The organism is Streptomyces sp. NBC_01750 (assembly GCF_035918095.1).
GTDB lineage: Bacteria > Actinomycetota > Actinomycetes > Streptomycetales > Streptomycetaceae > Streptomyces.
Map to the genome: position 1 here is coordinate 1844797 of NZ_CP109137.1, position 25036 is coordinate 1869832.

A 25036-nucleotide genomic window follows, 5' to 3' on the forward strand; every position below is an offset into this window, starting at 1 on the left:
CAGGAATAGATCTGAGGTGTTTCAGAGGTTACGCCGCAGTAAACCAAGGTCACCCACGTGCTCGGTTCTCCGGGGCGTGGGCGGCTCCGAACGCCTCAGGGCGCCAGCACATCCAGTTCGGCGAGCGCCCCGAGGGAGATCTGGCGGGTGATCTCCTCGGCCCGGACCGCGTCGCCCTCACGAACTGCCTCGGCCACCTGGACATGCAGGGTCACGGCCGCCGGATCGGGGTCGTCGAACATCACCTGATGGTGCGTACGTCCGGCGAGGACCTCGGCGACCACATCGCCGAGCCGCGCGAACATCTCGTTGCCCGAGGCGTTCAGCACGACACGGTGGAAGGCGATGTCGTGCTTCAGATACCCCTCGAGCTGGTGTCCGCGCGATGTGGCGACCATGCCGAGGGCGCACTCCGTGAGTTCGGCGCACTGCTCGGGGGTGGCGTTGCGGGCGGCGAGCCCGGCCGCGACCGGCTCGATGGCGGAGCGCAGCACGGTCAGTGAGCGCAGCTGGCGCGGGCGGTCGCTGCCGGCCAGCCGCCAGCGGATGACCCGCGGGTCGTAGACGTTCCACTCCTCGGTCGGGCGGACGGTCACACCGACCCGGCGTCGGGACTCCACGAGGTGCATCGACTCCAGCACCCGGACCACTTCGCGGACGACGGTGCGCGAGACGTCGAAGCGCTGCGCCACCTCATCGGTGCGCAGCACGCTGCCCTGTGGATACTCGCCCGCGGTGATCGCGAGGCCGAGGGTGTCCAGCACATGGGAATGGAGGCCCCGGCCCTCAGTGGTCATGGGGCAAGAGTATCGGGGCACGATTCGGGATCTAAAAGTATGACGTTTATGTCTCGACCTCTTGAATACGTCATACCTAATGGGCTTCAGTAGCGCGACGGACCGATGTCGACGAAGACAGCGAGGCACGTAAATGAGCACCCCCCACGTCGTCGTGGTGATGGGCGTGGCAGGCACCGGCAAGACCACGATCGGCCCCCTGCTCGCCGCCGCACTGGGCGTCCCGTACGCCGAGGGCGACGATTTCCACCCCCCGGCGAACATCGCCAAGATGTCGGCCGGCACCCCGCTGGACGACGCGGACCGCGGGCCCTGGCTCGATGCCATCGGGCAGTGGGCGCACAGCCGGGCGGGGTTGGGCGGAGTGGTCTCCAGCTCCGCGCTCAAGCGGGTCTATCGCGACCGGCTGCGGGCCGCCGCACCCGGTGCCGTCTTCCTCCATCTCACCGGCGACCGGGCGCTCGTGGAGCAGCGGATGTCCGAGCGCAAGGGCCACTTCATGCCCGCCGCGCTGCTGGACTCGCAGTTCGCCACGCTCCAGCCGCTCGGCGGGGACGAGGTGGGCGTCGCCGTCGATGTGTCCGGCACCCCGGAAGAAATAACCGAACGGGCCGTCGCCGCGCTGCGCCGGCTCGAGAGCTAAGGAATCGCCACCGTGACCAGTCTCAGCGTCGAGACGCTGGCAGCGGACGCCACCGAAACGATCACTTCGGCCGGCAACGCGCAGTTGGGCATCGCCGTCCTGGCGGGCATTGCCGTCATCGTCCTTCTCATCACCAGGTTCAAGGTCCATGCCTTCCTGGCGCTGACCATCGGCTCACTGGCTCTCGGCGCGTTCGCCGGCGCCCCGCTGGACAAGGCCATAGTCAGCTTCACCACCGGCCTCGGCACCACCGTCGCCGGTGTGGGCGTGCTCATCGCGCTCGGTGCGATCCTCGGCAAGCTCCTCGCCGACTCCGGCGGCGCGGACCAGATCGTCGACACGATCCTCGCCAGGGCCGGCGGTCGCGCCATGCCGTGGGCGATGGTGCTCATCGCCTCGGTGATCGGGCTGCCGCTCTTCTTCGAGGTCGGCATCGTGCTGCTGATCCCGGTGGTACTGCTCGTCGCCAAGCGCGGCAACTACTCGCTGATGCGGATCGGCATCCCGGCCCTGGCCGGCCTCTCCGTGATGCACGGGCTGATCCCGCCGCACCCCGGGCCGCTGGTCGCGATCGACGCCATCGGCGCCAACCTCGGCGTCACGCTGGCGCTGGGTGTGGTGGTCGCCATTCCGACCGTGATCATCGCGGGTCCGGTGTTCTCCCGATTCGCCGCGCGCTGGGTGGACATCCCGGCGCCGGAGCGCATGATTCCGCAGCGTCCTTCCGAAGACCTGGACCGGCGTCCCGGCTTCGGCGCCACGGTGGCCACCGTGCTGCTGCCGGTCGTCCTCATGCTGGTCAAGGCGCTCGTGGACATCGTCGTCGACGACAAGGAGAGCGGCATCCAGCGTGTCACCGATGTCATCGGCTCGCCGCTCATCGCCCTGCTCGCTGCGGTCATCGTCGGAATGTTCACGCTGGGCCGCGCGGCCGGGTTCACCAAGGAACGGCTCTCCTCCACCGTCGAGAAGTCGCTCGCCCCGATCGCGGGCATCCTGCTGATCGTCGGCGCGGGCGGCGGCTTCAAGCAGACTCTGATCGACGTCGGCGTGGGCCGGATGATCCTGGACTTCTCCAAGAGCTGGTCGATTCCGGCGCTGCTGCTGGCCTGGCTCATCGCCGTGGCCATCCGTCTGGCGACCGGCTCGGCGACCGTGGCGACCATCTCAGCCGCCGGTCTGGTCGCGCCGCTCGCGGCCGATATGTCGACCACGCACGCGGCCCTGCTGGTGCTGGCGATCGGCACGGGCTCGCTCTTCTTCAGCCATGTCAACGACGCCGGATTCTGGCTGGTGAAGGAGTACTTCGGGATGAGTGTCGGCCAGACGATCAAGACCTGGTCGGTGATGGAGACGATCATCTCCGTGGTCGGCCTCGGCTGCGTACTGCTGCTGTCACTCGTCCTCTAGCCGGTCGTCCAGCCACAGCGGGTGTTCCCGCTTCGCCCACGGGCGCTCGACCGACCCGGTACGCATACCCCTGCGTGCCTCCGGGTCGGCGAGCGCCATGGCGATGTGTCCGGCCAGCACGATGCCGACGGTCAGCGACAGCCAGTCATGGACGAACGTCGCGCTGGTCCGCCAGACCAGCGGGGTCAGGTGGGTGAACCACATCAGCAGCCCGGTCGCCAGCATCACCAGCACCGCGCCCGCGATCCACGCGGCGTACACCTTCTGCCCGGCGTTGAACTTGCCCGCGGGACGGGACTCGGGACGGCGGTCGCGCCGGCGGGCCGCGCGCAGCCATGTCCGGTCGTGCGGCCCGAAGCGGTTCAGCCTGCGCAGATCGGCCCGGAAGGCGGGCGAGGCGAGACCGAGCAGGAACGGCACGGGCAGCAGCAGCCCGGCCCACTCATGGACGGTGACCACCAGGTAGCGGCGGCCGACGAGTTCGGCGATCTGAGGTACGTAGAGAGCCGCGGCGGTCGCCACACAGAGCAGCATCAGCCCGGCAGTCGTACGGTGCACCCAGCGCTCGGCGCGGCTGAACCGCCGTACCCGCGGGGGCCGTTCAGACTGTGGGGGTGTCAGTGCGGCCATTGGACCGGCCGACCCAGGCGTCGACGTCATAGCCCCGCTCCTCCCAGTAGCCGGGCCGGACGCCGTCGGTGACGGTGATCCCGGAAAGCCATTTCGCCGACTTGTAGAAATACATCGGTGCGACATAGAGCCGGACCGGGCCGCCGTGGGAGTGGCTGACCGGCTTGTCCTGCATCTGCAGGGCAACCAGCACATCGTCGCGACGGGCCTGCGGCAGCGTGAGGCTCTCGCTGTACGTGCCGTCGAAACAGCTGAAGCGGATCGCCTTGGCCTCGGGGCGTACGCCCGCGGCGTCCAGCAGCAGCGACAGCTTGACGCCCGCGAACGGGGTGTCGGGGACCCGCCAGCCGGTGACGCACTGGACGTCGCGTACGACCCTGGTCTGCGGGAGCCTGCGCAGCGCGTCCAGCGTGTAGGTCGCCGGGCGGTCGACCAGACCGTCGACGGTCAGCCGGTAGCTCCGCTCGTCCTTGCGCGGTACGGAGGAGGCGACCGAGTAGTAGCGGAAGCCGCCGCCGTTGGGCAACAGCCCGCTCAGACCGGTCGGGTCCTTGTCCGAGGCCGCGCCGAGGAAGGATTCGAGCCCGCGCTGCAGATAGGGCGCCGCCACGACTCCGGTCGCGCCGAGGCCGAGCATGCCGAGCACCAAGCGGCGCCCGACGGGCGCGCCCTCGGTGTCGGAGTGGTGTGTGGTCACCCTTTGATTCGAACACCACGGGCCTCCAGAAGCCAGAAGAACCGGCCGCACGTCAGACTTTCGTCACACTCCGTCGGCAAGTGGCGTTTCGGGGCCTGCCCTCGATCTCCTGACGGGCCGCAATTCGCCCTAGCCCACCGCTTTCGCCGCTGCCCGCCCCGCTGCCCGCCCCGAGAAGATGCAGCCGCCGAGGAACGTGCCCTCCAGCGAGCGGTAGCCGTGCACCCCGCCGCCGCCGAAGCCGGCCGATTCGCCCGCCGCGTACAGACCCGCCAGCGGCTCGCCGTCCTCTCCGAGCACCCGCGAGGACAGGTCGGTCTCCAGGCCTCCGAGGGATTTGCGGGTGACGATATTCAGCCGCACGGCGATGAGCGGTCCGGCCTTGGGGTCGAGGATGCGGTGCGGTGCGGCGGTACGTATGAGCTTGTCGCCGAGATAGTTGCGGGCCCCGCGGATGGCCGTGACCTGGAGGTCCTTGGTGAACCGGTTCTTGATCTCCCGGTCCCGCGCGGTGATCTCGCGCCGCAGCTCCGCCTCGTCGATCAGCGCCTCCTTGGTGAGTGCGTTCATCCCTCGTACGAGCGCGGAGAGATCGTGCTCGACGACGAAGTCGACGCCGTTGTCCATGAAAGCCTTCACCGGGCCCGGGACATCGGCCCTGGCGCGCCCGATCACATCGCGGATCGACTTCCCGGTCAGATCCGGGTTCTGCTCGGAGCCCGACAGTGCGAACTCCTTGCCGATGATCTTCTGGTCGAGCACGAACCAGGTGTAGTCGTAGCCGGACTTCATGATGTGCTCGAGCGTGCCGAGCGTGTCGAAGCCGGGGAAGAGCGGGACGGGCAGCCGCTTGCCGCGCGCGTCCAGCCAGAGGGAGGACGGGCCGGGCAGGATGCGGATGCCGTGCCTGGCCCAGATCGGGTTCCAGTTCTCGATGCCCTCGGTGTAGTGCCACATCCGGTCGCGGTTGATGTGGCTCGCGCCCGCGCCCTCCGCGATGCCGAGCATCAGCCCGTCGACGTGCGCGGGAACGCCGGAGAGCATCTTCCGTGGCGGGGTGCCGAGCCGCTCGGGCCACTGGGCGCGTACGAGATCGTGGTTGCCGCCTATGCCGCCCGAGGTGACGATCACCGCCTGCGCGCGGAACTCGAAGGCGCCGGCCACCTCGCGGGTGCTCGCGGTGCCGCGCTCGGCTGCGGACGGCTCGAGGACCTCGCCGCTGACGGTGTCCAGCACTCCGGCACTGCCGCTCAGGCCGGTGACGCGGTGCCGGAACCTCAGCTGGACCAGGCCGCGCGCGACGCCTTCCCGGACCCGGCGTTCGAAGGGTGCGACCACGCCGGGTCCGGTGCCCCAGGTGACGTGGAAACGCGGTACGGAGTTGCCGTGGCCGGTGGCGTCGTATCCGCCGCGCTCGGCCCAGCCCACCACCGGGAAGAACCGCATTCCCTGCGCGTGCAGCCAGGCCCGCTTCTCGCCGGCGGCGAAGTCGACGTATGCCTCGGCCCACTCGCGCGGCCACCGGTCCTCGTCGCGGTCGAACCCGGCAGTGCCGAGCCAGTCCTGGAGCGCCAGGGCCCTGCTGTCCTTGATCCGCATCCGCCGCTGCTCGGGCGAGTCGACGAAGAACAGCCCGCCGAAGGACCAGTGCGCCTGCCCGCCGATGGACTGCTCGGGCTCCTGGTCGAGAAGGATGACCTTGCGCCCCGCGTCGACGAGCTCCGCGGTGGCCACCAGGCCTGCCAGCCCTGCCCCGATCACGATCACATCAGCGTCGTACGCCATGAGTTCCATCCTTGTCGGGCTCGGCCGTGTCAGGGGCGCGTGCGGTGGTCCGATCTTCGGTACGGGTCAGTAACTAGTCAACAGTCCGGTCGGCCGGTGATTGGATGGGGGCATGACTCCCGCTGACGAAATCCTGGACATCGTCGACGAGAACGACGAGGTGATAGGCCAGGCCGCGCGCGGCGAGGCATACGCCCGCCGGATGCGCCACCGCTGTGCGTTCATCCTCGTCAGGGACGCGGAGGGCCGGATCTTCGTCCACCGCCGTACGGCGACGAAGCTTGTCTTCCCTTCGCTGTACGACATGTTCGTCGGCGGCGTCGTCGGCGCGGGCGAGAGCTACGACGAGGCGGCGCTGCGCGAGGCCGAGGAGGAGCTCGGGGTCCGCGGACTCCCCCGGCCCGAACCGCTGTTCAAGTTCCTGTACGAGAACGGCGAGCAGAGCTGGTGGTCGGCCGTGTACGAGGTCCGCTGCGAGCTGCCCGTGCACCCTCAGGCCGATGAGATCGCCTGGCACGACTTCCTGCCGGAGGAGGAGCTGGAGCGGCGGCTCGGTGAGTGGGAGTGGGTGCCGGACGGTCTCGCGGCGTACGAACGGGTGCGGGAGTCGGGTACGCGGCCCTCCTGACCGGGCGTCGGCGAGATCGCGGGCCCGGTCGGAGGTGATGCCCGGCGCCGGGGGAAGCGCGCGGGGGCTGTGGCCGCTGCCACGGACCGGGATCGGGCTGCCGTCCCGTACGGCCCGACTCGGCAGCTGCCGGATGGAGTTGCCGAGGATCGGACAGCGGCTCCCCGTACCGCCGCCCGGTGGCCGGGGCCACTGACAACTCCGCGGGTAGGGTGCGGCAGGTGAGCGAAATCGGACAGAGCCTGCGGCTGTGGTTCGCGCCCCAGCGGGTGCGGGAGGAGGGCGAGACCCCCGACTACCGGTTCTCGCTCGCCAATGAGCGGACCTTTCTCGCCTGGCTGCGTACGGCGCTCGCACTGATCGGCGGCGGGTTCGCGGTCGACCAGTTTCTGCCGGACCTGGCCTGGGGATTGCGCGCGGGGATGGCGCTCGGGCTGCTGGGCGCCGGGGTGCTGTGTGCGCTGCGCGCTGTGAATCACTGGGTGCGGTGCGAGCGGGCGATGCGGCGGGGCGAGGATCTGCCCGTTTCGCGGTTCCCGACCCTCCTGAGCATGGTGATCGCCGTCGTCGCGGTGGCGATGGTGGTGGTCGTTCTCTTCGGCTGGGAGGGCGGGCGTTGACCGTCGAGCCGGAGCGGGATCCGGGGCTGCAGCCCGAGCGGACCCGGCTGGCGTGGCGCAGGACCACCCTGGCGTTCACCGTGGCGGCCGTGCTCGCTGCCCGGCAGGCGGCCGGCGGCGATCTGGGCACTGCCGGGTTCATGGCGGTGGCCTGCAGTGCCCTGGTGTGGCTGGGATTTCTGCGGGTGGCCCACCGGCGGGTGCACGCGCTGGGTACCGGTCCCAGACCGCAGGCGCTGCCGGGCCGTGCCGCGCTGGCAGCCGTGGCCTGCACGGTCGCCCTGGCCGGTTTCGCGGTCGCGGTGATCGTCTGAACTCAGGCCGCCGGTCGGCTCGGGCCGCCCGGTCGGCGGCGACGACGATCTTGCCGCGGGTGCGGCCCTCCGCGTTCAGCGCTTGAGCCTCGGCCGCCTGCTCCAGCGGGAAGGCCCGGTCCACAGGGAATCCGACCCTCAGCTGCGGTCGGCGCTTGCGCAAGCCGGGTCTGTACGAGCGCCCCGGGCCGGTCGGCGCGCCCCTGCGCGGTGATGCGCGGTCATCCTGTTTTCCCGGGCGCGGCACGGGGCCGGGACACGGACGCAGAGAGTCCCGACGGATAGCCTGAAGAGCGACAGAACGCCACGAATCACATCAAAGGTGAGCGTCATGACCGTTCTCCACCACGAACATCCCACGCATGAGCACACGCACGGTCCGGCCTGCGGGCATACCGAGGTTCCGCACGGCGATCACGTGGATTACGCGCACGACGGCCATCTCCACCGGGCGCACTCCGGGCACTGGGACGAGTGCGAGCCGGGCGAGCATGTCTCGCACAGCGGCCATGCGCACGATCACGGCCCGGGCTGCGGGCACCCCGCCGTGGAGCACGGCGACCATATGGACTACGCCCACGACGGACACCGGCACGCCCAGCATGACGGCCACTGGGACGACCACTGAGCACGGCCGGCTCCCGCCTTCCCCCGAGCCCCGGCCAACTGGCAGTCTGTTACCGCTCGGTTCGGCCTTGACTCGGGGGAGTTCAGTTGTCTGCAACGGATCCGTACACCGTCCGGCTCGCCCCGGAAGTGCACGCCTATGTCCAGCCGGACGGCGGCTGGTGCCTGAACAACGCGGGGTTCGTCAGCGACGGGGAGTCGACCCTCCTCATCGACACCGCCGCCACGGAACGGCGGGCGCGAGCGCTGCGTGAGGCGGTCCTGGCGAGCGGCGTCCCGCTGCCCCGCACCATCGTCAATACGCATCACCACGGCGATCACACCTACGGCAACGCGGTCTTCACTCCGCGAGCCGTGGTGATCGGGCACGACCTGTGCCGCAGCGAGCAGTTGTCGGCAGGCCATCAGCTCCATCTGATGTGGCCGCGGACCGACTTCGGCGACATCACGATCACCGCGCCCACCGTGACGTACAACGACCGGCTCACCGTCCATGTCGGTGACATCGAGGTGCGGCTGATCCACCCCGGCGGCGTCGCGCACACCCTCGGCGACACCATCGTGCATCTGCCGCGGCAAGAGGTGGTCTTCACCGGGGATTTGATCTTCCAGGGCGGCACGCCCTTCATCCCGATGGGCTCGCTGAGCGGGTCCCTGCGGGCGCTGGACGTGCTGCGCTCGCTCGATGCGACGACGGTCGTCCCCGGCCACGGTCCGGTCACCGACCCGTCGGCCTACGACGCGACGGAGCGCTATCTGCGGTACGTCGCCGAGCTGGCCCAGGAGGGACGCGCCAAGGGGCGCACTCCGCTGGAGACGGCACGTGAGGCGGATCTCGGGGCCTTCGCCGATCTGCGGGAGAGCGAGCGCCTGGTGGCGAATCTGCACCGGGCGTACGCGGAGCTGGACGGGCAGCCGGAGGGCTCGCCACTGGATCCCGTGCTGGTCTTCGGCGATATGGCGGCGATGAACGGCGGCGTGCCGGTGGCCTGCCACGCCTGAGCGGTCCCGCCGCCTGCCCGACAGCGACCCGGTTCCGGTACGTCACGGACACACCTGAAGGTGATCCGCCGCGGTGTGATCCGCACCCGGGTTCCGCCGTGCACTGGACGACATACCGACTGGTCGGTCATCATGAACCGGATCCGTTCCTATGCGCCCCCGGAGGTGCCAACCATGAGCTCAGTCCCCCCGCCAGGCCTCGATCCCGAGCAGCTGCGCGGTTATCTCGACCGCGAGCGGCCGGGTCTGGTGAGCGGACCGCTCAGCGCCCGGCTGATCCAGGGCGGCCGCTCCAACCTCACGTACTCCGTGACCGACGGAACCGGCCGCTGGGTCGTCCGCAGGCCGCCGCTCGGGCATGTGCTGGCCACCGCGCACGACATGAAGCGTGAGCACCGGGTGATCAGCGCGCTGCACCCGACCGCCGTGCCGGTGCCTGAGCCTGTACTGCTGTGCGAGGACGAGGCGGTGATCGGGTCGCCGTTCTATGTCATGGAGTTCGTGGACGGCACTCCGTACCGTACGGCCGAGGAACTGGCACCGATCGGACCCCAGCGCACCCGGGACACCGTGCTCGGCCTGGTCGACACCCTCGTGGAACTGCATGCCGTGAACCCCGAGTCGGTGGGTCTGGGCGACTTCGGCCGGCCCGAGGGCTTCCTCGACCGACAGCTGCGGCGGTGGGGCAAGCAGTTGGACGCCTCCCGCAACCGCGAACTCGCCGGCATCGACGAGCTGCACGCCGCACTCGGCGGCTCGCTGCCCACCTCCCCCACAGCCACCGTCATCCACGGCGACTACCGGCTGGACAACGTCCTGGTCGGCGAGGACGACCGGATCAAGGCGGTGCTGGACTGGGAGATGTCGACCCTCGGCGATCCGCTGACCGACCTCGGTCTGCTGGTGATGTACAGCGCCAGGCTGGAGCTGCCCGACTCTCCGATCAGCACGACCGCGGGAGCGCCGGGCCATCCGGACGCTGCCGAGCTCATCGAGCGGTACGCCGCCCGCTCCGGCCGCGACACCTCCGCCATCCCCTGGTACACGGCCTTCGCCTGGTTCAAGCTCGCCGTGATCCTCGAGGGCATCCACTACCGCTACACCCTCGGCCAGACCGTCGGCGCCGGCTTCGACCGGATCGGCGATCTCGTCCCCGTCTTCATCGAGCACGGCCGCACCACCCTCCAGGAAGGCTGAGTACACCCATGGACTTCGCATTCGACGCGCGCACCGAGGAGCTGCGTGCCCGGCTGCTCGCCTTCATGGACGAGCACGTCTACCCGGCCGAGGCGATCGAGCACGAGCAGCGCCGGCAGCTGGCCTCGCCGTGGGACACCCCGGCGATCGTGGAGGAGCTGAAGGCCGAGGCGCGCAAGCAGGGCCTGTGGAACCTCTTCCTGCCCGATGCCGAGCACGGCGCCGGACTGACCAACCTGCAGTACGCGCCGCTCGCCGAAATCACCGGTCGCAGCCCGCACCTGGCCCCGACGGCGCTGAACTGTGCCGCTCCGGACACCGGGAACATGGAGGTGCTCGCGCAGTTCGCCACCGACGACCAGAAGAAGCAGTGGCTGGAGCCACTGCTCGCCGGTGAGATCCGGTCGGCGTTCGCGATGACCGAGCCCGAGGTCGCCTCGTCCGACGCGACGAACATCCAGACGCGGATCGAGCGCGACGGTGACGACTACGTCATCAACGGCCGCAAGTGGTACATCTCCGGGGCGATGAACCCCGACTGCAAGATCTTCATCGTGATGGGCAAGACCGACCCGGACGGCGACGACATCCGCCGCCAGCAGTCGATGATCCTGGTTCCGCGCGACGCGCCCGGTCTCGAAGTCCGGCGCGCCATGCAGGTGTACGGCTACGAGGACCACTCGCACGGCGGCCACGCCGAGATCGTCTTCAACAATGTCCGGGTGCCCGCCTCGAACCTCATCGGCGAGGAGGGCGGCGGCTTCGCCATCGCCCAGGCGCGCCTCGGCCCGGGCCGTATCCACCACTGCATGCGGCTGATCGGCATGGCCGAGCGGGCCATCGAGCTGATGTGCCGGCGGGCCGTATCGCGTGAGGCCTTCGGCAAGGCGATCGCCCAGCAGGGCGTCGTGCAGAACTGGATCGCGGACGCCCGGGTGACGGTCGAGCAGCTGCGTCTCCTGGTGCTGAAGACCGCCTGGCTGATGGACACGGTCGGCAACCGCGGTGCGCACACGGAGATCCAGGCCATCAAGATCGCCACCCCGCGCGCGGTCGTGGAAATCCTCGACAAGGCGGTCCAGGTGCATGGCGCCGGCGGCGTGAGCCAGGACTTCCCGCTGGCCGAACTCTGGGCCGCGGCACGGACGTTGAAGCTGGCGGACGGCCCGGACGAGGTGCACCAGCGCTCGCTGGCGCGGCGTGAGCTGAAGCAGTACATGTAGGCATTCGCCGGGGCTCCGCCCCGGATGCCGGTCCTCAGTCAGCCGGGCGGACCTGATTCCAGGCCCGCCCGGCTGACTGAGGACACGACGACGACTACGGGCGCAGCGCGCGCAGCAGCATGTCCGCGAGGTGGTCGGCGACCTGCTGCGGAGTGAGCGGGCCGTCCGGGCTGTACCAGGTGGACAGATGATGGACCGAGCCGAAGTGGTAGTCCACCACCAGGTCGGCGGGGGTGGCCGAGGAGAACACCCCGCTCCGCTGGCCCTCCTCGACCAGCGCGCGAAACCGCTCGTGATAGCGGCGGCGCTCGGCACGTACCTGCTTGTGCTTCTCCGGGCTCAGATGGTGCATGGACCGGAAGAAGATCGCCGCGTCGTCGAGGTTGTCGATCGTGGTCACGACCACATCGGCCGCGGCGCCGCGCAGCCGCCGCTCCACCGGCTCATCGGCGTTCGCGTAGGCGTCGAGCCGCTCCTGCTGGATCCGGAGCACTCGCGCGTAGACCTCCTGGAGCAGGTCTTCCTTGGAGCCGAAGTAGTGGTAGAGCGCCCCCTTGGTGACGCCGGCCGCCTCGACGATCTCCTGCACGGAGGTGCGGTCGTAGCCGCGCTCGGCGAAGAGCCGGGTGGCGGCGGCCAGCAGCCTCTGCGGGACAGGGGCGCCGTCCCCGTCCGTCGTCCTGGCCATTGCCGCCACCCACCTCTCGTTCAGTACCACTGAGTAACTTACTTGTTGAAACGCAGTTCGCGCCGGAGGATCTTCCCACTTGTCGTTTTGGGCAGTTCCGGCAGGATCTCCACCACCCGCGGGTACTTGTACGCGGCCAGCCGCTCCGCGCAGTACGCGGAGATTTCAGCCGGTTCCACGTCGACTCCGGGGCGCAGGCTGATGTATGCCTTGACCGTTTCCCCACGGTAGTCGTCGGGGACGCCGACAACGGCCGCCTCGCGCACCGCCGGGTGGGTGTAAAGGACGTCCTCGACCTCGCGCGGCCAGACCTTGAAACCGGAAGCGTTGATCATGTCCTTCTTGCGGTCGACGACATAGAGCCAGCCGTCCGCGTCCATGAAGCCGATGTCTCCGGTGCGCAGCTCGCCGTCCGGGAACGCCTCGGCGGTGGCGTCCGGCAGCTTCCAGTAGCCGGGCACGACCTGGGGACCGCTGACCGCGATCTCACCCGGCTCGCCGAAGGGCACCTCCTCGCCCGTCTCGTCGATGATCCGCACGAGCGTGTCCGGCCCCGGCACGCCGACGGAGAGGGTGCCGGAGGCCGGGTCGACCGGGGCCTCCTTCTCCGGCGGCACGGAGGCGCAGGGTGCTGTGCACTCGGTGAGGCCGTAGCCGTTGCGGACGTACGGGCCGAAGCCGGCGCGGAACCTCTCGACCAGCGCGGGCGGCACCGGGGCGCCGCCCGAGGAGATCACCTGAAAGGAGTCGAAGTGCTCGCGGGTGGCGGTGGGCTGTGCGGCGAGCGCCATGAAGGCGGTGGAGGGTCCCACGGTGTAGGCGGGACGGTGCTCCGCGAAGGCGTCGAGGACAACGCCCGCCTCGAAGCGGTAGGCGAGAGCAAGGGTGCCGGCGTTGGCGATACAGGCGGCGAGCTGGCAGACCATGCCGGTGATGTGGAACAGGGGCGCGAGCGCGAAGTAGCAGGCACCTTCGGGCAGAGGGTGGCCGGTGCGCTGGCGTTCGGCGTTGTAGGTGATGCCGCCGTGGAGGTTCATGGCACCCTTGGGAGTGCCACTGGTGCCCGAGGTGTAGCTGATCAACGCCACGTCGGCGGTGGCGAGTTCACGGTCCACCGGAGCAGTGTGCCCGGCGCGGGCCACGCTCACCAGATCGTCGGCGTCCACCGGCTGCGGCAGCCGCTCGAAGCCGAGGACGCGGGCGTCGTTCCGGGTCTGCAGATCGAGTTCGCAGGCGGTGAGCGCGATACGTACGGACGAGGCGGCGGCGCTCGCGCGCAGATAGGTCTCCCAGGCACGGTCCGAGCAGATCAGCGCGGTGACGTCGGCGTCGCTCAGTACGTGCGACACCTCGGCCGACTTGTACATCGGGTTGAGCGGGACGACGGTGGCGCCGGCCTTCCAGGCACCGAGCAGCGCGATCACGAAGTGCGGGGAGTTCTGCAGCATGATCGCGACACGGTCGCCGCGCCGGACACCGCGCGCGGCGAGATGGCCCGCGACGGAGTCGGAGAGCGCGTCGGTCTCGCGGTAGCTGAGCCGTCCGTCGAAGTAGGCGAGGGCGGTGTGCTCGGGGGCCCGGTCGACGGCGGCGCGGAAGGAGTGCACCACGGTCGCCGGCGGGGTGATGTCGGCGCGCTGGACGTCGGTGAGCTGGGAGAGCCACGGCTTGGCGGCGTAGATCGAGGTCACCGGGCCGTCCCTTCCCACTTCTGCTGAAGGTGGTTCATACCGGTCAGCCAGCGTTCGGGCGTGGCGGCACGTGCCTGGTAGTACTCGGCGACCTCGGGGTGCGGCAGGATCAGGAAGCGGTCGGCCTCGATGCCCTCGAAGAGCGCGTCGGCGACGTCCTCGGGCTCGATCGCGGTCGGCGCGAGGACAAGCTCGCCCGCCGATCCGGCCGCCGTCAGCATGTCCGTACGCACGCCCTGGGGGCAGATCGCGTGAACCTTGATGCCGCGGTGGCGGTAGGTGAGCGAGAGCCACTCGGCGAAGGCGTACGCGCCGTGCTTCGTGACGCTGTACGGGGCCGCGCCGACCATGGTGAGCAGCCCGGCGGCGGAGACGGTGGAGACGAAGCGGCCGCTCCCCCGCTCCAGCCAGTGGGGCAGCAGGGTGCGGGCCGCGCGGACGTGCGCCATGAGATTGACGTCCCAGGCGGCTGCCCAGACCTCTTCGCCGGCGAAGGCGTCGCCGGGCGAGGCAAGGCCGGCGTTGGCGCAGTAGACGTCGACGGTGCCTCCCAGCGCGTCGCGGGCCGCTTCCACGATCTCCGAGGCGTCACCGGGGACCGCGGTCGCGCCGATCTCGTCGGCGATCGCCTTGGTCCTTGTGGGATCGAGGTCGTTGACCACGACGCGGGCGCCCTCCGCCGCGAACCGGCGGGCGAGTGCGGCGCCGATGCCGCCGCCCGCGCCCGTAACCACAACTCCAGCGCCGTGCACCGTACCCATCAAGCTCCGCCTCTCTGCGTGCCGACCATCACCGCAGACTAACCAGTCGGTATGTCGCGAGGGAAGGGGCGGACCGTAAGGGGAGCGGCCGATGGACCGGAAGGCCGGATGCGAACCTGGAGACGGGGTCGTTCCCCGAGGCCGGTGTGCGCGCTAGCGTGCGTGGCCATGACAGACGACGGTCACGGAGGTAGCCCGATGAGCCTGTCCAGACGAGGTTTGCTGGCCGCCGGAGGCGCGGCGGGCGCGCTGGCGGCGACATCCGGTTCGGCCGCGGCGCGGCCGGGGGCGTCCGTCGCGCGGTCCGGCGACGGCGGCCGGGTACGTACCGGTTTCGACCGGCTGGCCGCCGACGGATACGCACGGCTGTCCGGACAGCGGGTCGGGGTGGTCACCAACCCCACCGGGATCACCCGGGACGTACGCCACATCGTGGACGTCATGCATGCCGACGACCGGGTGAACATCGTCGCCGTCTTCGGTCCCGAACACGGCTTCCGCGGTACCGCGCAGGCAGGCGGTTCCGAGGGCCGCTACAACGACCCGGCGACCGGGCTGCCCGTGTACGACACCTACCTCAAGAGCGGGCAGCCGCTCGCCGACATCTTCACCGCGTCGGGCGTGGAGACGGTGGTCTTCGACATCCAGGACGCCGGCGCCCGTTTCTACACGTACATCTGGACGCTCTACGACTGCATGCAGGCGGCGGCGCTGGCGGGCAAGCGCTTCGTGGTGCTCGACCGGCCGAACCCGGTGACGGGCAGGGCCGCCCTCGGACCCGTGCTCGACAAGGCGTTCGCGACCTTCGTGGGCCGCGAGCCGATCTCCCAGGCACACGGCATGACCGTGACCGAGCTGGCGGAACTGTTCAACGGTGAGTTCCTGACCAAGCCGGTGGAGTTGGAGACGGTGCGGATGTCGGGCTGGCGTCGCTCGGACTTCTTCGACGGGACGGGCCTGCCGTGGGTGCCGCCGAGCCCCAATATGCCGACGCCGGACACCGCGCTCGTCTACTCGGGGACCTGTCTTTTCGAGGGCACGAATCTGTCGGAGGGGCGCGGGACGACACGGCCGTTCGAGCTGCTGGGCGCGGAGGGCATCGACCGCAAGTGGGCGGAGGCCGCGAACGCGCTCCGGCTGCCGGGCGTCCGCTTTCGCGAGGCGTACTTCGCTCCGACCTTCTCCAAGTTCCAGGGCAGGACGATCGGCGGGGTCCAACTCCACATCCACGACCGGAAGTCGTACGACCCGGTCCGCACGGGGATCGCGCTGCTGGTGACGGCGAAGCGGACCTGGAGCGGTTTCGCCTGGCGCCCGGACAACTGGATCGACAAGCTGACGGGCTCGGCGAAGGTACGCACGATGATCGACGCGGGCGCCGGGACCGACGAGGTGGTCGGGGCATGGCAGAGCGAGCTGGCCGCGTTCCGGGCCGTACGGAAGAGGTATCTGCGGTACTGACGGGGCCCGGGCCACCGTACGACCGGCTCTGATCGGCTCTGACTGTCTTCGACCGACCGCGGCCGACATATGTCGCGGGTATGGCCGTCCCTCCCTTCCCGCAGGATGCTGTGTCATCAGGTGACAAAAGCGGGGAGGGCCGGTCATGCCGGATATGAGTGTGGAGCCGTACCGGGACATCACCTTCGACAAGGACGGTGATGTCGATGCGCGGCAGCGCGACCGGCTGGCAAAGCTGGATGTCACCGATCTGGTGATGTTCGCGCACGGCTGGAACAACTCGCCATCGGTTGCGGCCCAGTTGTACTCGGCCTTCTTCGCGCCGTTTCCCGGGCTGCTGGCGGCATCGCCCGGCGTGCGGCTCGGATACGCGGGTGTCGTGTGGCCGTCGATGAAGTTCACGGACGAGCCGGTACCCGACTTCAAGCCGTCCGTCTTCGGCCCGTCGACGGAACCGGGGCTGGACGAGGCGACACAGGACGCCCTGATCGAGCTGTTCCCCGGACACCGGGCGACGGTGGAACGGCTGGCCCGGCTCCTGGACGAGCAGCCCGAGTCGGAGACCGCGTTCGCGGAGTTCGGCGTACTGGCACGGCAGTTGGCCGAAGTGCCGGCAGGTGGGCTCGAGTCCGGCTTCACGGACGATCTGCCGCAGGACGAGCAGGGCCCGCCGGCAGTCCTGTACGAGGACGCGCTCACGATGTGCCGGAAGTTCACGCTGGCACTGGAGGAGACCGGGGCCATGACGGAGCAGTCCGCCGCTCGGTCCTTCTCGCTCGGCGGCGGATTGAAGAAGGTGTGGAAGGGCGCGAAGGAGCTGCTGAGGCAGACGACGTACTACGCGATGAAGCGGCGCGCCGGGACCGTCGGCGAGCTGGGCCTCGGCCCGCTGCTCGGGCAGCTCGCCCGGTCCTCCCCCGATGTACGCGTCCATCTGGTCGGACACAGCCAGGGGGCACGGCTGGTTTCCTTCGCGCTGCGCGGACTGCCCGACGGCGTAAGGAACGTGAAGTCACTGACGCTCCTTCAGGGAGCTTTCTCTCACTACGCGTTCGCGCCGAGCCTGCCGCACTCCCCGCACAGCGGCGGGGCTCTGCGCAGCATGGAGCACCGGGTCGACGGTCCCGTGGTCGCCTGCTATTCGCGGCACGACAGCGCGCTCGGGGTGATCTATCCGCTGGCTTCGAGCCTCGCCGGGGACGATGCGAGCGCGGTCGGGCTGGACAAGCGGTGGTGGGCGATGGGACACGACGGGATACAGGCCGTCGGGCAGACATCGCGGATAACACTCGAGCAGGCGCTCCGCGACGGTATTCCGGGCTCGGGCTGCGTCAGTGTGGACACGGCGCCGGTGGTGCGGCGCGGCGGGCCGCCGGCGGGCGCGCACAGCGACATCTGCCATGAGGAGCTGGCGCGGGTGGTGGTGGCCGCCGGCCGCATCGGGCGCTGAGTGGCCTCAACGCCCGTGCGAAACACAGCAGTTGTCATCGACCGGCCGACACCGGCCGAACCGGTCACCGGCCGACCGGCCGACCGTCAGCGATGAGTGTCTCCGGCGAGCGGTCGGCGATATGTGGTCACCGGTGCGTCGGGAACTCCACGACCTGCTGGTACGTCGGCCGGTTCTGCCAGTTGACCCCCGGGTGGGTGATGCCGCCCAGCGCACGGTGGATGATCGAGTCCGTGCACCACTGGTTGCCCGCGCCGCAGCTGCCGTCGGCGGGGTAGACCTCGGTCGCCGGCTTGGCCGTGGCCTGCTTCAGCGTGGCGAGGAGTGCGTCGCGGCAGGCGGCGAGGTCACCGTTGCCGCAGTACGTCTTCGCCAGCGGGCCCTGGACCGGCTCGCCCAGTACCTGACGCAGATCCTTGTCGGCGAAGGCCCACCAGCCGTACTGGAAGGCGGAGCCGCTGTGCGCGCCGGTCGCGCCGTGGCCGGCCGACGGGGACTCGTCGATCGCGAGGTTCCCGGCCAGAGCCTGGTAGAGACCGTCGCCGAGCCCCGGTTTGAACTCGGCCTCGATCAAGAGCGGCCACCAGGCGTCCATGATGCGCACCGCGTCGGCATGGGTGTAGCTGTGCGAGCCTGGCGCCGTCTCCCTGCGCTGCGAGCCTGCCGCGCTCCAGGAGTCCAACTGCTGGATCGCCGCGTTCAGTTGGGGGTCTGTCACGGGCTGGGAGCGCAGCACCTTCAGCAGCTCGGGCAGCAGCTGCTCGCCGCGCAGATCGGCGACGGCCGCCTCCGCCATGGCCCGGGTGAGCGAGGCGCGGGTCACCCGGCCGTCCGCGACCAGTTTCGCCACCCGGTCGTCGAGCAGATCGCCACGGTGCACGGCGCCGAAGCCGAAGGCCGCGGTGGCGTACCCCTTGGCCTGCCGGTTGTTCCAGGAGATGTAGTAGTCCTGGCCGATGGACCGGGGGTGCTGGGCGAAGGGCGTGTACGAGGCGGTGTTGGCCGCCGGGTCGAAGCCCTGCCACTCGTACGACTGCTCCGCCCTGACCGGCAGCGCCGGGTCGACGTCGGCCGCCCGTACCGGGTTCATGCCGCTGTTGAAATAGGCGGCGGTGCGCGAGTCGGCGTAGAACCAGTTGAAGGCGTAGTCGATGTGGTGGGCGGCCTGCTGGAAGGACGTGGCGTCCGTCACGTACGACGGGTCGTTGAGCATCTGGAAGCCGATGATCGAGTCGGCCTCGTGGCGGTAGGTGGTGCGCAGCGAGGTGTACGCGACGGGCCTGCCGCCCACCGTGGCGCGGTGGGTGACCATGCCGTACTTGGTCCGCCAGACCTGCATGCGGTAGGAGCCGGCGGCGGTGGAGTCGGCGACCGTCGGCTTCCAGGCATTGCGGCGCTCCATTTTCTCCATGGGGGTGCAGACGCCGCGGTAGAGGTAGTGGTCGGCGTCCTTGCCCGGGGTGCCGCCGCCGGGTGCGCACAGCTCGACCGCATAGCTGTCGGTGATGTCCTGGGCGGCGGAGGTGGCGGACCAGGCATAGTCCTGGCCTCGGCCCATCTGAACGTACATACCGATGCCGGCGAAAGAGACGCCGCGAGCGGAGATGCCGGGGCCCTGTATCTCCTGGAGCATCATCAGCTGTGGCGCGAAATAGCCGGTTTGCGGGCCGAAGACGGCGATCGGGTTGCCGCTCGCGGTGTTCTTGCCGGAGACGACGAGCGCGTTGGACATCCCGCGCCCGCCGCCGATCGAACCGGGCGCGACAACTCCGTGGTCGTACATGCCCTGCGCGGGCCTGAGGTTCTCCGGGACCCGCAGCGGGGACTTGGCGTCGGTGCCCGCGGCGCCGGTCCTGTCGTGGACGAGCTGCTCGGGGACGAGAGATCCGGCGTCGGGCAGTGCGGTGCCGCGCGGGTTCGCGGGCTTGTTGGCGTACGGGAAACTGGTGCCGTCATGGACGGTGAGCACGGCCTCGGGATCCTCGCGCTGCCGGAAGGACTCCCAGACCCTGGTGCCTTCCACCAGGCCGTACTTCTGCTGCGCGGCGAGCAGGGAGAGAGCGGCCTGCACCTCGCCGCCGCCGCCTCCGCCGAACTGGCCGCCGACCACCGAGGCGATGGCGATGAGGTCGCTGAGTTTGAAGGGCTGGATCTCACCGGCGTTGGTGATCGAGTCGATATGGCCGGTCAGGACGTACTCGCCGGGGAAGTACCGTCCGTTCTTGGACTGCACCCGGTAGGCGTTGATGCCGTCGACGTAGGCCTGGGCATCGGCCATGGCCTGCTCGCCACGGGCGCCCTCGGTGGTGCGGATCCGCTCTGTCTGCGCCTCGTAGTCGGCCTCGGTGTACGGGGCGGAGGGCCAGAACTGCTGCTCCAGGCCCTGGTTGGCGAGCGCACCACCGGCGAACGGGGTGAGTTCGCCCCGGCCGATGTGCCGGAAGAGGTCCATCATCCACAGCCGGTCCTGGCCGGCGGCGAATCCGGCGCCGTACTCGGTGCCGTAGCGGGTGGTGCCCTTGATGTGCGGGACGCCGGTCTTCCTGTCGCGGGTGATCGTGACGTCGGAGCGGGGTTTGGTGACGGACTCGGCCTGGCCTTCGGGGACACCGAAGGAGGAGTCGTTGAAGAAGTCGGTCAGCTTGGTGTCGGTGAGTCCGCCGTAGCCGCCCACCAGGGAGTCGTAGCGGCCGAGTTGGTCGGAGCTGTGGGCCGGGCGGGTGCCGAGGACGCGATGGGCGAGGATGTCGGCGAGGGTGGCGTTGCCGTTCTCGCCGGGCGGCAGGATGTCGGCGCACTGGCTCCGGCAGAGGTCGCCATCGGCGGACGCGGTGGGGGCCGCGGCCGCGGCCGTGGTCTGGGGCAGCGGGGCCATCAGCCCCGCGGCGAGCGCGAACACCGCGGCAGTGACGGCAGTTCTGAGACTTCCGGTGCGTCGTCGCATGGATGCTCCTCCGGAGGTTACCGACGGTATGACTCACAAGTAAGGTGAACATGCGTCACCTTTCCCGAACCACCACACGGCGAGGCGATGTCCCGCTGATGGCCGCCATCGAATTTTCGATGGAGCCGGATGGGGTAGTCGTACGTCCACTCTTTGACGCCGATGTACCAGCGACGGAGGTGGCAGTGCGATGGCCGGTTTCCGGAGTCTCGCGAGACAGGTGCGCGACCCACGGTGTGACCTGGCGCTTCGGCGCTATTCACTGCGCAAGTGCCTGGAGCGGTTTGCCCCTTATGGGCACCGGGCGACCTGGGATCATCTGTGCGGGAAGCACAGAATCGAACCCGAGGACAGGGCTCCCGATCCGGCGCGGCTGGTGGCCGCGCTCGAGGAGTTGGAGGAGGCGCGGGCCGTCTGGCTCGCGTACGAGGAGAGTTTCGCCGACCGTCGGAAACGCGAGAAGCACGACGGGCTGAGGCGACCCGGATTCATCGACGACTGGCACCGCCGGACCTGGGGCGGGAACGGGGTCGCACGCTGCGACATCCCGGCCGCCCATCCGGCGGCGCCGCTCGGTGAGGTACTGCGCCGGCTGATTTCCGCACTGGAGACCGATCCCGGTGCGGCCTGTCCGGTGTGCGAGGGAACGAACATCGTCTGGCGGCAGGACCTCGCCCGTGAACCGTGGTTCGGGCCGGTCTGCACGGGCTGCGGCATCGTTGTGCCGCAGCCCGTTCTGACGTCCGAGGCCGTGGCGGCGGCCAAGAGGGCCGGGCGCAGGGAACTGGCGTCGGTGGCGTGAGGCACGCGGGGGCGGGCCACGGCGTCGTTGCGCCCCCGCGTAGCCGACCCGGTGACGGTGGCCTTGTCAGTGGCGGCCGGCACCACCGAAGGCACCATCCAAGTCTGCCCGGACGCGCCCTGTTCGGCCGGTGACCGGCACTGCGGAGGACCGGGCCGGCGGACACGCTCTTCCCGCCGGACGGCCGGCGTGCCGCGGCCCATGCCCAACTGGCGTGCGCCGCCCCGGACATCGCCGATATTCGGTGGCTGCCCACCCTCGACAGCCCTCACAGTGGTGAAGGCAATCCGTAACCGAGGAGGCGCCGATGTCGACGCTGCGAGTCACCGCAGAACTGCTCACCGTTCACGAGCACCCGAACGCCGATGCGCTCGAGCTGGCCCAGGTGGGTCTGTACCGCGCGGTCGTCGCCAAGGGCGCCTACCGCAGTGGCGACGCTGCCGTGTACATCCCGGAACAGGCAGTGCTGCCCGCGGAGTTGATCGAGGAGCTGGGGCTGACCGGGCGTCTGGCCGGCAAGGCGTCCGACCGGGTCAAGGCGGTGCGGCTGCGCGGCGAGCTGTCGCAAGGCATCGTGTGCCGGCCGCGGGCGCTCGCGGACCTCGATCTGACGCAGGCGGCCGCCGACGGCACGGACTTCGCGGAGCTGCTCTCGATCACCAAGTGGTCGCCGCCCATCCCGCCCACGATGGACGGGGAGGTGGAGCGGGCGCCCGAACTGCTGCCGTGGGTCGACATCGAGAACATCCAGCGCTACCCGGAGATATTCGAGCCGGGCGAGCCGGTGGTGCTGACCGAGAAGCTGCACGGTTCGGCCTGCCTGCTGACGTACAGCGTGGCGGACGGAGAGCGAAGCGAGACGGGGGTCCCCACGACCGGAGGCCGGGGGAAGGTGCAGGTGTCGTCGAAGGGCTTCGGCGCCAAGGGTCTGGCGCTCACAGAGGATCCGCGGAATCTGTACTGGCGCGCGGTGCTCGGCCATGACGTCCCCGCGGTCGCGGCGCGCCTCGCCGAGAAGCTGGGAGCGAGCCGGATCGGTCTCTTCGGCGAGGTGTACGGCGCCGGGGTGCAGGACCTCGGCTACGGTGCCAACGCGCGCTCCGAGGCACTGGGTTACGCCGTATTCGACGTATCGGCGGAGATCGACGGCCAGGTCCGCTGGCTGGATCCGGCCGGGCTGCTGGAGGGTGAACTGCCGCTCGTACCAAGGCTGTACGAGGGTCCGTACGACATCGAGAAGGTGCTGGAGCTGGCAAGCGGGCGGGAAACCGTGTCCGGGCGCGAGCTGCATCTGCGCGAGGGCGTCGTGATCCGTCCGGCCACCGAGCGCTACAGCCCCGTGGTGGGCGGCCGCGCGATCGCCAAGGCGGTCAGCCCGGCGTATCTGACTCGCAAGGGTGGCACGGAGTACGAGTAGAGCGACCCTGCGCGGACCGTGGAAGAGGTGGGCCCGTCACGGGGGTGCGGGCCCACCGCCGGTCGGCGGCTCGCCACACGGGCTTGATCTTCAGGCCCGTCCGGCGACCGAGGACGAACCCTCTGCCCGGCGGGCCCGGACGGACCGGGCCGGCCGCATGGGCCACCGCGCCCGCATCAGCAGCAGTCCTTCGCGGACCGGCGCTCCGGCAACAGCCGCGAGCCGCTCATCCGCTCGCCCGAGATGTCGTCCGGGTTGGACAGCACACAGGTCTCCAGCGAGAGACAGCCGCAGCCGATGCAGTCGGTGAGATGGTCACGGAGCCTGCCGAGCTGCTTGATGCGTTCATCGAGCTCGGTACGCCAGGCCTCGGACAGCCGCGCCCAGTCCTCACGGTCCGGCGTGCGTTCGTCGGGCAGCTCGGCGAGCGCGTCCCGGATGGTGGCGAGCGGAATGCCGACGCGCTGCGCGGCGCGCACGAAGGCGACGCGGCGCAGTGCGTCCCTGCTGTAGCGGCGCTGGTTTCCGGTGGTCCTGCGGCTGCTGATCAGGCCCTTTGACTCGTAGAAGTGGAGGGCGGACACGGCCGCGCCACTGCGCGCGGACAGCTGGCCGACCGTGAGCTCATGGATCTTCTCGGGAATCTGTGGCACTCCTCGAACCCTACTGGTCGTGTGTTGGCAGCCTTCCGTTGACAGAAGAGCGCATGCACAACCATGCTGAGCAAGCGCTTAGACAATGAGCTTGTGAACGCTTGAGAGGCAGGGACCAGGGACATGGCCGAGCCGAGGATCTTCACCTCCGCCGATGAGCTGCGCGCCGGGGTCGGCGAACAGCTGGGGCACAGCGAATGGCTGGAAGTCGAGCAGAAGCGGATCGACCTCTTCGCCGACGCCACCGGCGACCACCAGTGGATCCATGTGGACCCGGAGCGGGCCGCGAGCGGCCCGTTCGGCACGACGATCGCGCACGGCTATCTCACGCTGTCGCTGCTGCCGGTCTTCGTACCGCAGATCCTGCGCGTCGAAGGCATGAAGATGGGCATCAACTACGGGGCCAACAAGGTCCGCTTCCCCTCCCCCGTGCCGGTGGGCTCACGGCTGCGCGCGTCGGCGGTCCTCCAGAACGTCGAGGAGGCGGGCGGCGGTGTGCAGGTGACCGCCCTCGTCACAGTGGAGCGCGAGGGCGGCGACAAGCCGGTGTGCGTGGCCGAGTCGGTGTCCCGCTACTACTTCTGAGCGTCGGCCTGGACCGCTCCTGAGCTACTTCCGAGCGGCGACCATGCGCAGGACGAGGTCGGCGTAGAGCGCGCCGACCTCGTCGGGCGTCCGGGCTCCCCGCACGTTGAACCACCGCGCCACGTCGATGCAGAGCGACAGCACGGCGACCGTGGTGCCGGGCACATCGGGGACGTCGAACTCCCCCGTCTCCACGCCGTCGCGCAGGATGCCCCGCACCACGGCGTCGCTGCGGCGCCGCAACTCCAAGATCTCGGTGCGGTGGTCGTCGGAGAGCGCGTCGATCTCGTACTGGACCACGTGCGCGGTGTCGTGCCGCCCGGCATGCCAGCGCACGAAGGAGCGCACCGCGTCGGCGAGCCGATCGGAAGGTGTGCCGCCGCCGGCGTCCGCCGCCGTAAGGATCTCCAGCGCCTTGTCGTGCCCGATCCGGCTGATCCGGTGAAGCAGCTCTTCCTTGGTCTTGTAGTGGATGTAGAGCGCGGCCGGGCTCATCCCCGCGCGGCCCGCGATGTCCCGCGTCGTCGTCGCGTGGTAGCCGCTTTCGGCGAAGGCCTCGACGGCGGCGACGAGCAGCTTTCTGGCCGCCTCGGGCGTGACCTCACCCCACGGCATGTCCTCGCCGGCCGTGTCCTCCGCCGTACTCATCACTGGCCCCTTCCGATCAGCAGAACGCACACCATACCCCGAGGGTGAGCAAGCGCTTAGGGCATCTGGTCAGACCTTTTGGAAGGGGTCGTGCTCGGCGAGCATCTTTTCCAGCCGGGCCTGGTCGACGCGGCTGACGATCTGCCCGGCCTCCTGACGGTCCCTGATCACCTTGGCCAGGGTGAACGCCGAGGTGGTGAGGTAGAGGACGGCGATGGCGAGGAAGCCGCGCACCCAGGCATCCGCGTCGAGATACAGGATGCCGAGGCCGACGGCCGCCAGGGCGACAGCGAAGGAGGCGACGGCCTGACCGTAGAAGGCCGCCGTGTTCTGCTGCTTGACCGGTGTTTCACTCATGCCGGT

25 protein-coding genes and 1 pseudogene are annotated in these 25036 nt (G+C 69.8%); 14 read left to right on the plus strand and 12 right to left on the minus strand.

Annotated features, from left to right (window positions below):
* Positions 1 to 95: 95 nt before the first annotated feature.
* Entirely contained in the window at positions 96 to 797 is a 702-nt protein-coding gene (locus OG966_RS08245; protein ID WP_326648789.1) for a FadR/GntR family transcriptional regulator, read from the minus strand.
* Between the two features lie 133 nt (positions 798 to 930).
* On the opposite strand from OG966_RS08245, the gene OG966_RS08250 reads away from it, so the two are divergent.
* Positions 931 to 1440 carry a gluconokinase gene (locus OG966_RS08250; protein ID WP_326648790.1) on the plus strand — a complete coding sequence of 170 codons (510 nt, stop codon included), beginning with the start codon at positions 931 to 933 and terminating at the stop codon, positions 1438 to 1440.
* A 12-nt stretch (positions 1441 to 1452) separates the two neighbouring features.
* A complete protein-coding gene (locus OG966_RS08255; RefSeq protein WP_326648791.1) occupies positions 1453 to 2850 on the plus strand; it encodes a GntP family permease in 1398 nt (465 codons plus the stop codon).
* Here OG966_RS08255 and OG966_RS08260 read toward each other — a convergent pair.
* The 3 genes from OG966_RS08260 to OG966_RS08270 all read right to left on the minus strand — a co-directional run bounded on the left by OG966_RS08260 (position 2836) and on the right by OG966_RS08270 (position 5962).
* The gene (locus OG966_RS08260) at positions 2836 to 3480 is read right to left on the minus strand and encodes a cytochrome b/b6 domain-containing protein (RefSeq protein ID WP_326648792.1); all 645 of its coding nucleotides are present in this window, start codon (positions 3478 to 3480) and stop codon (positions 2836 to 2838) included. The genes OG966_RS08255 and OG966_RS08260 overlap by 15 nt on opposite strands.
* Positions 3452 to 4117 carry a molybdopterin-dependent oxidoreductase gene (locus tag OG966_RS08265; protein WP_326655128.1) on the minus strand — a complete coding sequence of 222 codons (666 nt, stop codon included), beginning with the start codon at positions 4115 to 4117 and terminating at the stop codon, positions 3452 to 3454. Before OG966_RS08265 ends, OG966_RS08260 begins: the two co-directional genes overlap by 29 nt.
* Before the next feature lie 189 nt (positions 4118 to 4306).
* Positions 4307 to 5962, minus strand: coding sequence for an FAD-binding dehydrogenase (locus OG966_RS08270; RefSeq protein WP_326648793.1), 1656 nt, complete (start codon positions 5960 to 5962; stop codon positions 4307 to 4309).
* Positions 5963 to 6074: 112 nt separating this feature from the next.
* On the opposite strand from OG966_RS08270, the gene OG966_RS08275 reads away from it, so the two are divergent.
* The 3 genes from OG966_RS08275 to OG966_RS08285 all read left to right on the plus strand — a co-directional run bounded on the left by OG966_RS08275 (position 6075) and on the right by OG966_RS08285 (position 7524).
* The gene (locus OG966_RS08275) at positions 6075 to 6590 is read left to right on the plus strand and encodes an NUDIX hydrolase (protein WP_326648794.1); all 516 of its coding nucleotides are present in this window, start codon (positions 6075 to 6077) and stop codon (positions 6588 to 6590) included.
* 221 nt (positions 6591 to 6811) lie between these two features.
* Positions 6812 to 7210, plus strand: a complete 399-nt coding sequence (locus OG966_RS08280) for a YidH family protein (protein WP_326648795.1) — start codon at positions 6812 to 6814, stop codon at positions 7208 to 7210.
* The gene (locus OG966_RS08285; RefSeq protein WP_326648796.1) at positions 7207 to 7524 is read left to right on the plus strand and encodes a DUF202 domain-containing protein; all 318 of its coding nucleotides are present in this window, start codon (positions 7207 to 7209) and stop codon (positions 7522 to 7524) included. Before OG966_RS08280 ends, OG966_RS08285 begins: the two co-directional genes overlap by 4 nt.
* Before the next feature lie 31 nt (positions 7525 to 7555).
* On the opposite strand, the pseudogene OG966_RS08290 reads toward OG966_RS08285, so the two are convergent.
* A pseudogene (locus OG966_RS08290) lies at positions 7556 to 7648 on the minus strand (zinc-binding dehydrogenase); the annotation flags it as partial.
* A gap of 207 nt (positions 7649 to 7855) precedes the next feature.
* Here OG966_RS08290 and OG966_RS08295 point away from each other — a divergent pair.
* The 4 genes from OG966_RS08295 (at position 7856) to OG966_RS08310 (ending at position 11573) form a co-directional block, all read left to right on the plus strand.
* Positions 7856 to 8152 (plus strand): hypothetical protein, encoded by a 297-nt coding sequence (locus OG966_RS08295; protein ID WP_326648797.1) that lies wholly within the window; start codon positions 7856 to 7858, stop codon positions 8150 to 8152.
* 86 nt (positions 8153 to 8238) lie between these two features.
* Positions 8239 to 9153 (plus strand): MBL fold metallo-hydrolase, encoded by a 915-nt coding sequence (locus tag OG966_RS08300; RefSeq protein WP_326648798.1) that lies wholly within the window; start codon positions 8239 to 8241, stop codon positions 9151 to 9153.
* Positions 9154 to 9327: 174 nt separating this feature from the next.
* Positions 9328 to 10350: a phosphotransferase family protein gene (locus OG966_RS08305; protein ID WP_326648799.1), complete on the plus strand. Its 1023-nt coding sequence runs from the start codon at positions 9328 to 9330 to the stop codon at positions 10348 to 10350.
* Positions 10351 to 10358: 8 nt separating this feature from the next.
* Positions 10359 to 11573 (plus strand): acyl-CoA dehydrogenase family protein, encoded by a 1215-nt coding sequence (locus OG966_RS08310; RefSeq protein WP_326648800.1) that lies wholly within the window; start codon positions 10359 to 10361, stop codon positions 11571 to 11573.
* A 94-nt stretch (positions 11574 to 11667) separates the two neighbouring features.
* Here OG966_RS08310 and OG966_RS08315 read toward each other — a convergent pair whose 3' ends face one another.
* Genes OG966_RS08315 through OG966_RS08325 form a run of 3 tightly spaced genes read right to left on the minus strand, consistent with a single transcriptional unit; the run spans position 11668 to position 14713 of the window.
* Positions 11668 to 12261, minus strand: a complete 594-nt coding sequence (locus tag OG966_RS08315; protein WP_326648801.1) for a TetR/AcrR family transcriptional regulator — start codon at positions 12259 to 12261, stop codon at positions 11668 to 11670.
* Positions 12262 to 12299: 38 nt separating this feature from the next.
* The gene (locus OG966_RS08320) at positions 12300 to 13952 is read right to left on the minus strand and encodes a class I adenylate-forming enzyme family protein (protein ID WP_326648802.1); all 1653 of its coding nucleotides are present in this window, start codon (positions 13950 to 13952) and stop codon (positions 12300 to 12302) included.
* Positions 13949 to 14713: an SDR family oxidoreductase gene (locus tag OG966_RS08325; protein WP_326648803.1), complete on the minus strand. Its 765-nt coding sequence runs from the start codon at positions 14711 to 14713 to the stop codon at positions 13949 to 13951. Before OG966_RS08325 ends, OG966_RS08320 begins: the two co-directional genes overlap by 4 nt.
* 198 nt (positions 14714 to 14911) lie before the next feature.
* Here OG966_RS08325 and OG966_RS08330 point away from each other — a divergent pair, with 198 nt between their 5' ends.
* Positions 14912 to 16174 carry an exo-beta-N-acetylmuramidase NamZ family protein gene (locus OG966_RS08330; RefSeq protein WP_326648804.1) on the plus strand — a complete coding sequence of 421 codons (1263 nt, stop codon included), beginning with the start codon at positions 14912 to 14914 and terminating at the stop codon, positions 16172 to 16174.
* Positions 16175 to 16319: 145 nt separating this feature from the next.
* Positions 16320 to 17624: a serine-threonine protein kinase gene (locus tag OG966_RS08335; RefSeq protein WP_406732604.1), complete on the plus strand. Its 1305-nt coding sequence runs from the start codon at positions 16320 to 16322 to the stop codon at positions 17622 to 17624.
* A gap of 127 nt (positions 17625 to 17751) precedes the next feature.
* Here the strand turns inward: OG966_RS08335 and OG966_RS08340 are convergent, their stop codons facing one another.
* Positions 17752 to 20568 (minus strand): penicillin acylase family protein, encoded by a 2817-nt coding sequence (locus OG966_RS08340; protein ID WP_326648805.1) that lies wholly within the window; start codon positions 20566 to 20568, stop codon positions 17752 to 17754.
* A 190-nt stretch (positions 20569 to 20758) separates the two neighbouring features.
* Between OG966_RS08340 and OG966_RS08345 the strand changes: the two genes are divergently transcribed.
* Positions 20759 to 21370, plus strand: coding sequence for a hypothetical protein (locus tag OG966_RS08345; RefSeq protein WP_326648806.1), 612 nt, complete (start codon positions 20759 to 20761; stop codon positions 21368 to 21370).
* Between the two features lie 307 nt (positions 21371 to 21677).
* A complete protein-coding gene (locus OG966_RS08350) occupies positions 21678 to 22787 on the plus strand; it encodes an RNA ligase (ATP) (RefSeq protein WP_326648807.1) in 1110 nt (369 codons plus the stop codon).
* A gap of 176 nt (positions 22788 to 22963) precedes the next feature.
* Here OG966_RS08350 and soxR read toward each other — a convergent pair whose 3' ends face one another.
* On the minus strand, positions 22964 to 23440 hold the full coding sequence (soxR, locus tag OG966_RS08355) for a redox-sensitive transcriptional activator SoxR (protein WP_326648808.1): 477 nt from the start codon (positions 23438 to 23440) through the stop codon (positions 22964 to 22966).
* A 123-nt stretch (positions 23441 to 23563) separates the two neighbouring features.
* Between soxR and OG966_RS08360 the strand changes: the two genes are divergently transcribed.
* Positions 23564 to 24025: a MaoC family dehydratase gene (locus OG966_RS08360; RefSeq protein ID WP_326648809.1), complete on the plus strand. Its 462-nt coding sequence runs from the start codon at positions 23564 to 23566 to the stop codon at positions 24023 to 24025.
* A gap of 24 nt (positions 24026 to 24049) precedes the next feature.
* On the opposite strand, the gene OG966_RS08365 is transcribed toward OG966_RS08360, so the two are convergent.
* Positions 24050 to 24673, minus strand: a complete 624-nt coding sequence (locus OG966_RS08365) for a TetR/AcrR family transcriptional regulator (protein WP_326648810.1) — start codon at positions 24671 to 24673, stop codon at positions 24050 to 24052.
* 69 nt (positions 24674 to 24742) lie between these two features.
* A complete protein-coding gene (locus tag OG966_RS08370) occupies positions 24743 to 25030 on the minus strand; it encodes a YiaA/YiaB family inner membrane protein (RefSeq protein ID WP_326648811.1) in 288 nt (95 codons plus the stop codon).
* Positions 25031 to 25036: the final 6 nt, after the last annotated feature.

Bases quoted from the DNA above. Each gene is read 5' to 3' on its own strand.
- OG966_RS08245 (WP_326648789.1), bottom strand. From the start codon at position 797: ATGACCACTGAGGGCCGGGGCCTCCATTCCCATGTGCTGGACACCCTC.
- OG966_RS08250 (WP_326648790.1), top strand. From the start codon at position 931: ATGAGCACCCCCCACGTCGTCGTGGTGATGGGCGTGGCAGGCACCGGC.
- OG966_RS08260 (WP_326648792.1), bottom strand. From the start codon at position 3,480: ATGGCCGCACTGACACCCCCACAGTCTGAACGGCCCCCGCGGGTACGG.
- OG966_RS08265 (WP_326655128.1), bottom strand. From the start codon at position 4,117: ATGCTCGGCCTCGGCGCGACCGGAGTCGTGGCGGCGCCCTATCTGCAG.
- OG966_RS08270 (WP_326648793.1), bottom strand. From the start codon at position 5,962: ATGGCGTACGACGCTGATGTGATCGTGATCGGGGCAGGGCTGGCAGGC.
- OG966_RS08275 (WP_326648794.1), top strand. From the start codon at position 6,075: ATGACTCCCGCTGACGAAATCCTGGACATCGTCGACGAGAACGACGAG.
- OG966_RS08295 (WP_326648797.1), top strand. From the start codon at position 7,856: ATGACCGTTCTCCACCACGAACATCCCACGCATGAGCACACGCACGGT.
- OG966_RS08305 (WP_326648799.1), top strand. From the start codon at position 9,328: ATGAGCTCAGTCCCCCCGCCAGGCCTCGATCCCGAGCAGCTGCGCGGT.
- OG966_RS08310 (WP_326648800.1), top strand. From the start codon at position 10,359: ATGGACTTCGCATTCGACGCGCGCACCGAGGAGCTGCGTGCCCGGCTG.
- OG966_RS08315 (WP_326648801.1), bottom strand. From the start codon at position 12,261: ATGGCCAGGACGACGGACGGGGACGGCGCCCCTGTCCCGCAGAGGCTG.
- OG966_RS08325 (WP_326648803.1), bottom strand. From the start codon at position 14,713: ATGGGTACGGTGCACGGCGCTGGAGTTGTGGTTACGGGCGCGGGCGGC.
- OG966_RS08330 (WP_326648804.1), top strand. From the start codon at position 14,912: ATGAGCCTGTCCAGACGAGGTTTGCTGGCCGCCGGAGGCGCGGCGGGC.
- OG966_RS08335 (WP_406732604.1), top strand. From the start codon at position 16,320: ATGCCGGATATGAGTGTGGAGCCGTACCGGGACATCACCTTCGACAAG.
- OG966_RS08340 (WP_326648805.1), bottom strand. From the start codon at position 20,568: ATGCGACGACGCACCGGAAGTCTCAGAACTGCCGTCACTGCCGCGGTG.
- OG966_RS08345 (WP_326648806.1), top strand. From the start codon at position 20,759: ATGGCCGGTTTCCGGAGTCTCGCGAGACAGGTGCGCGACCCACGGTGT.
- OG966_RS08350 (WP_326648807.1), top strand. From the start codon at position 21,678: ATGTCGACGCTGCGAGTCACCGCAGAACTGCTCACCGTTCACGAGCAC.
- OG966_RS08360 (WP_326648809.1), top strand. From the start codon at position 23,564: ATGGCCGAGCCGAGGATCTTCACCTCCGCCGATGAGCTGCGCGCCGGG.
- OG966_RS08365 (WP_326648810.1), bottom strand. From the start codon at position 24,673: ATGAGTACGGCGGAGGACACGGCCGGCGAGGACATGCCGTGGGGTGAG.
- OG966_RS08370 (WP_326648811.1), bottom strand. From the start codon at position 25,030: ATGAGTGAAACACCGGTCAAGCAGCAGAACACGGCGGCCTTCTACGGT.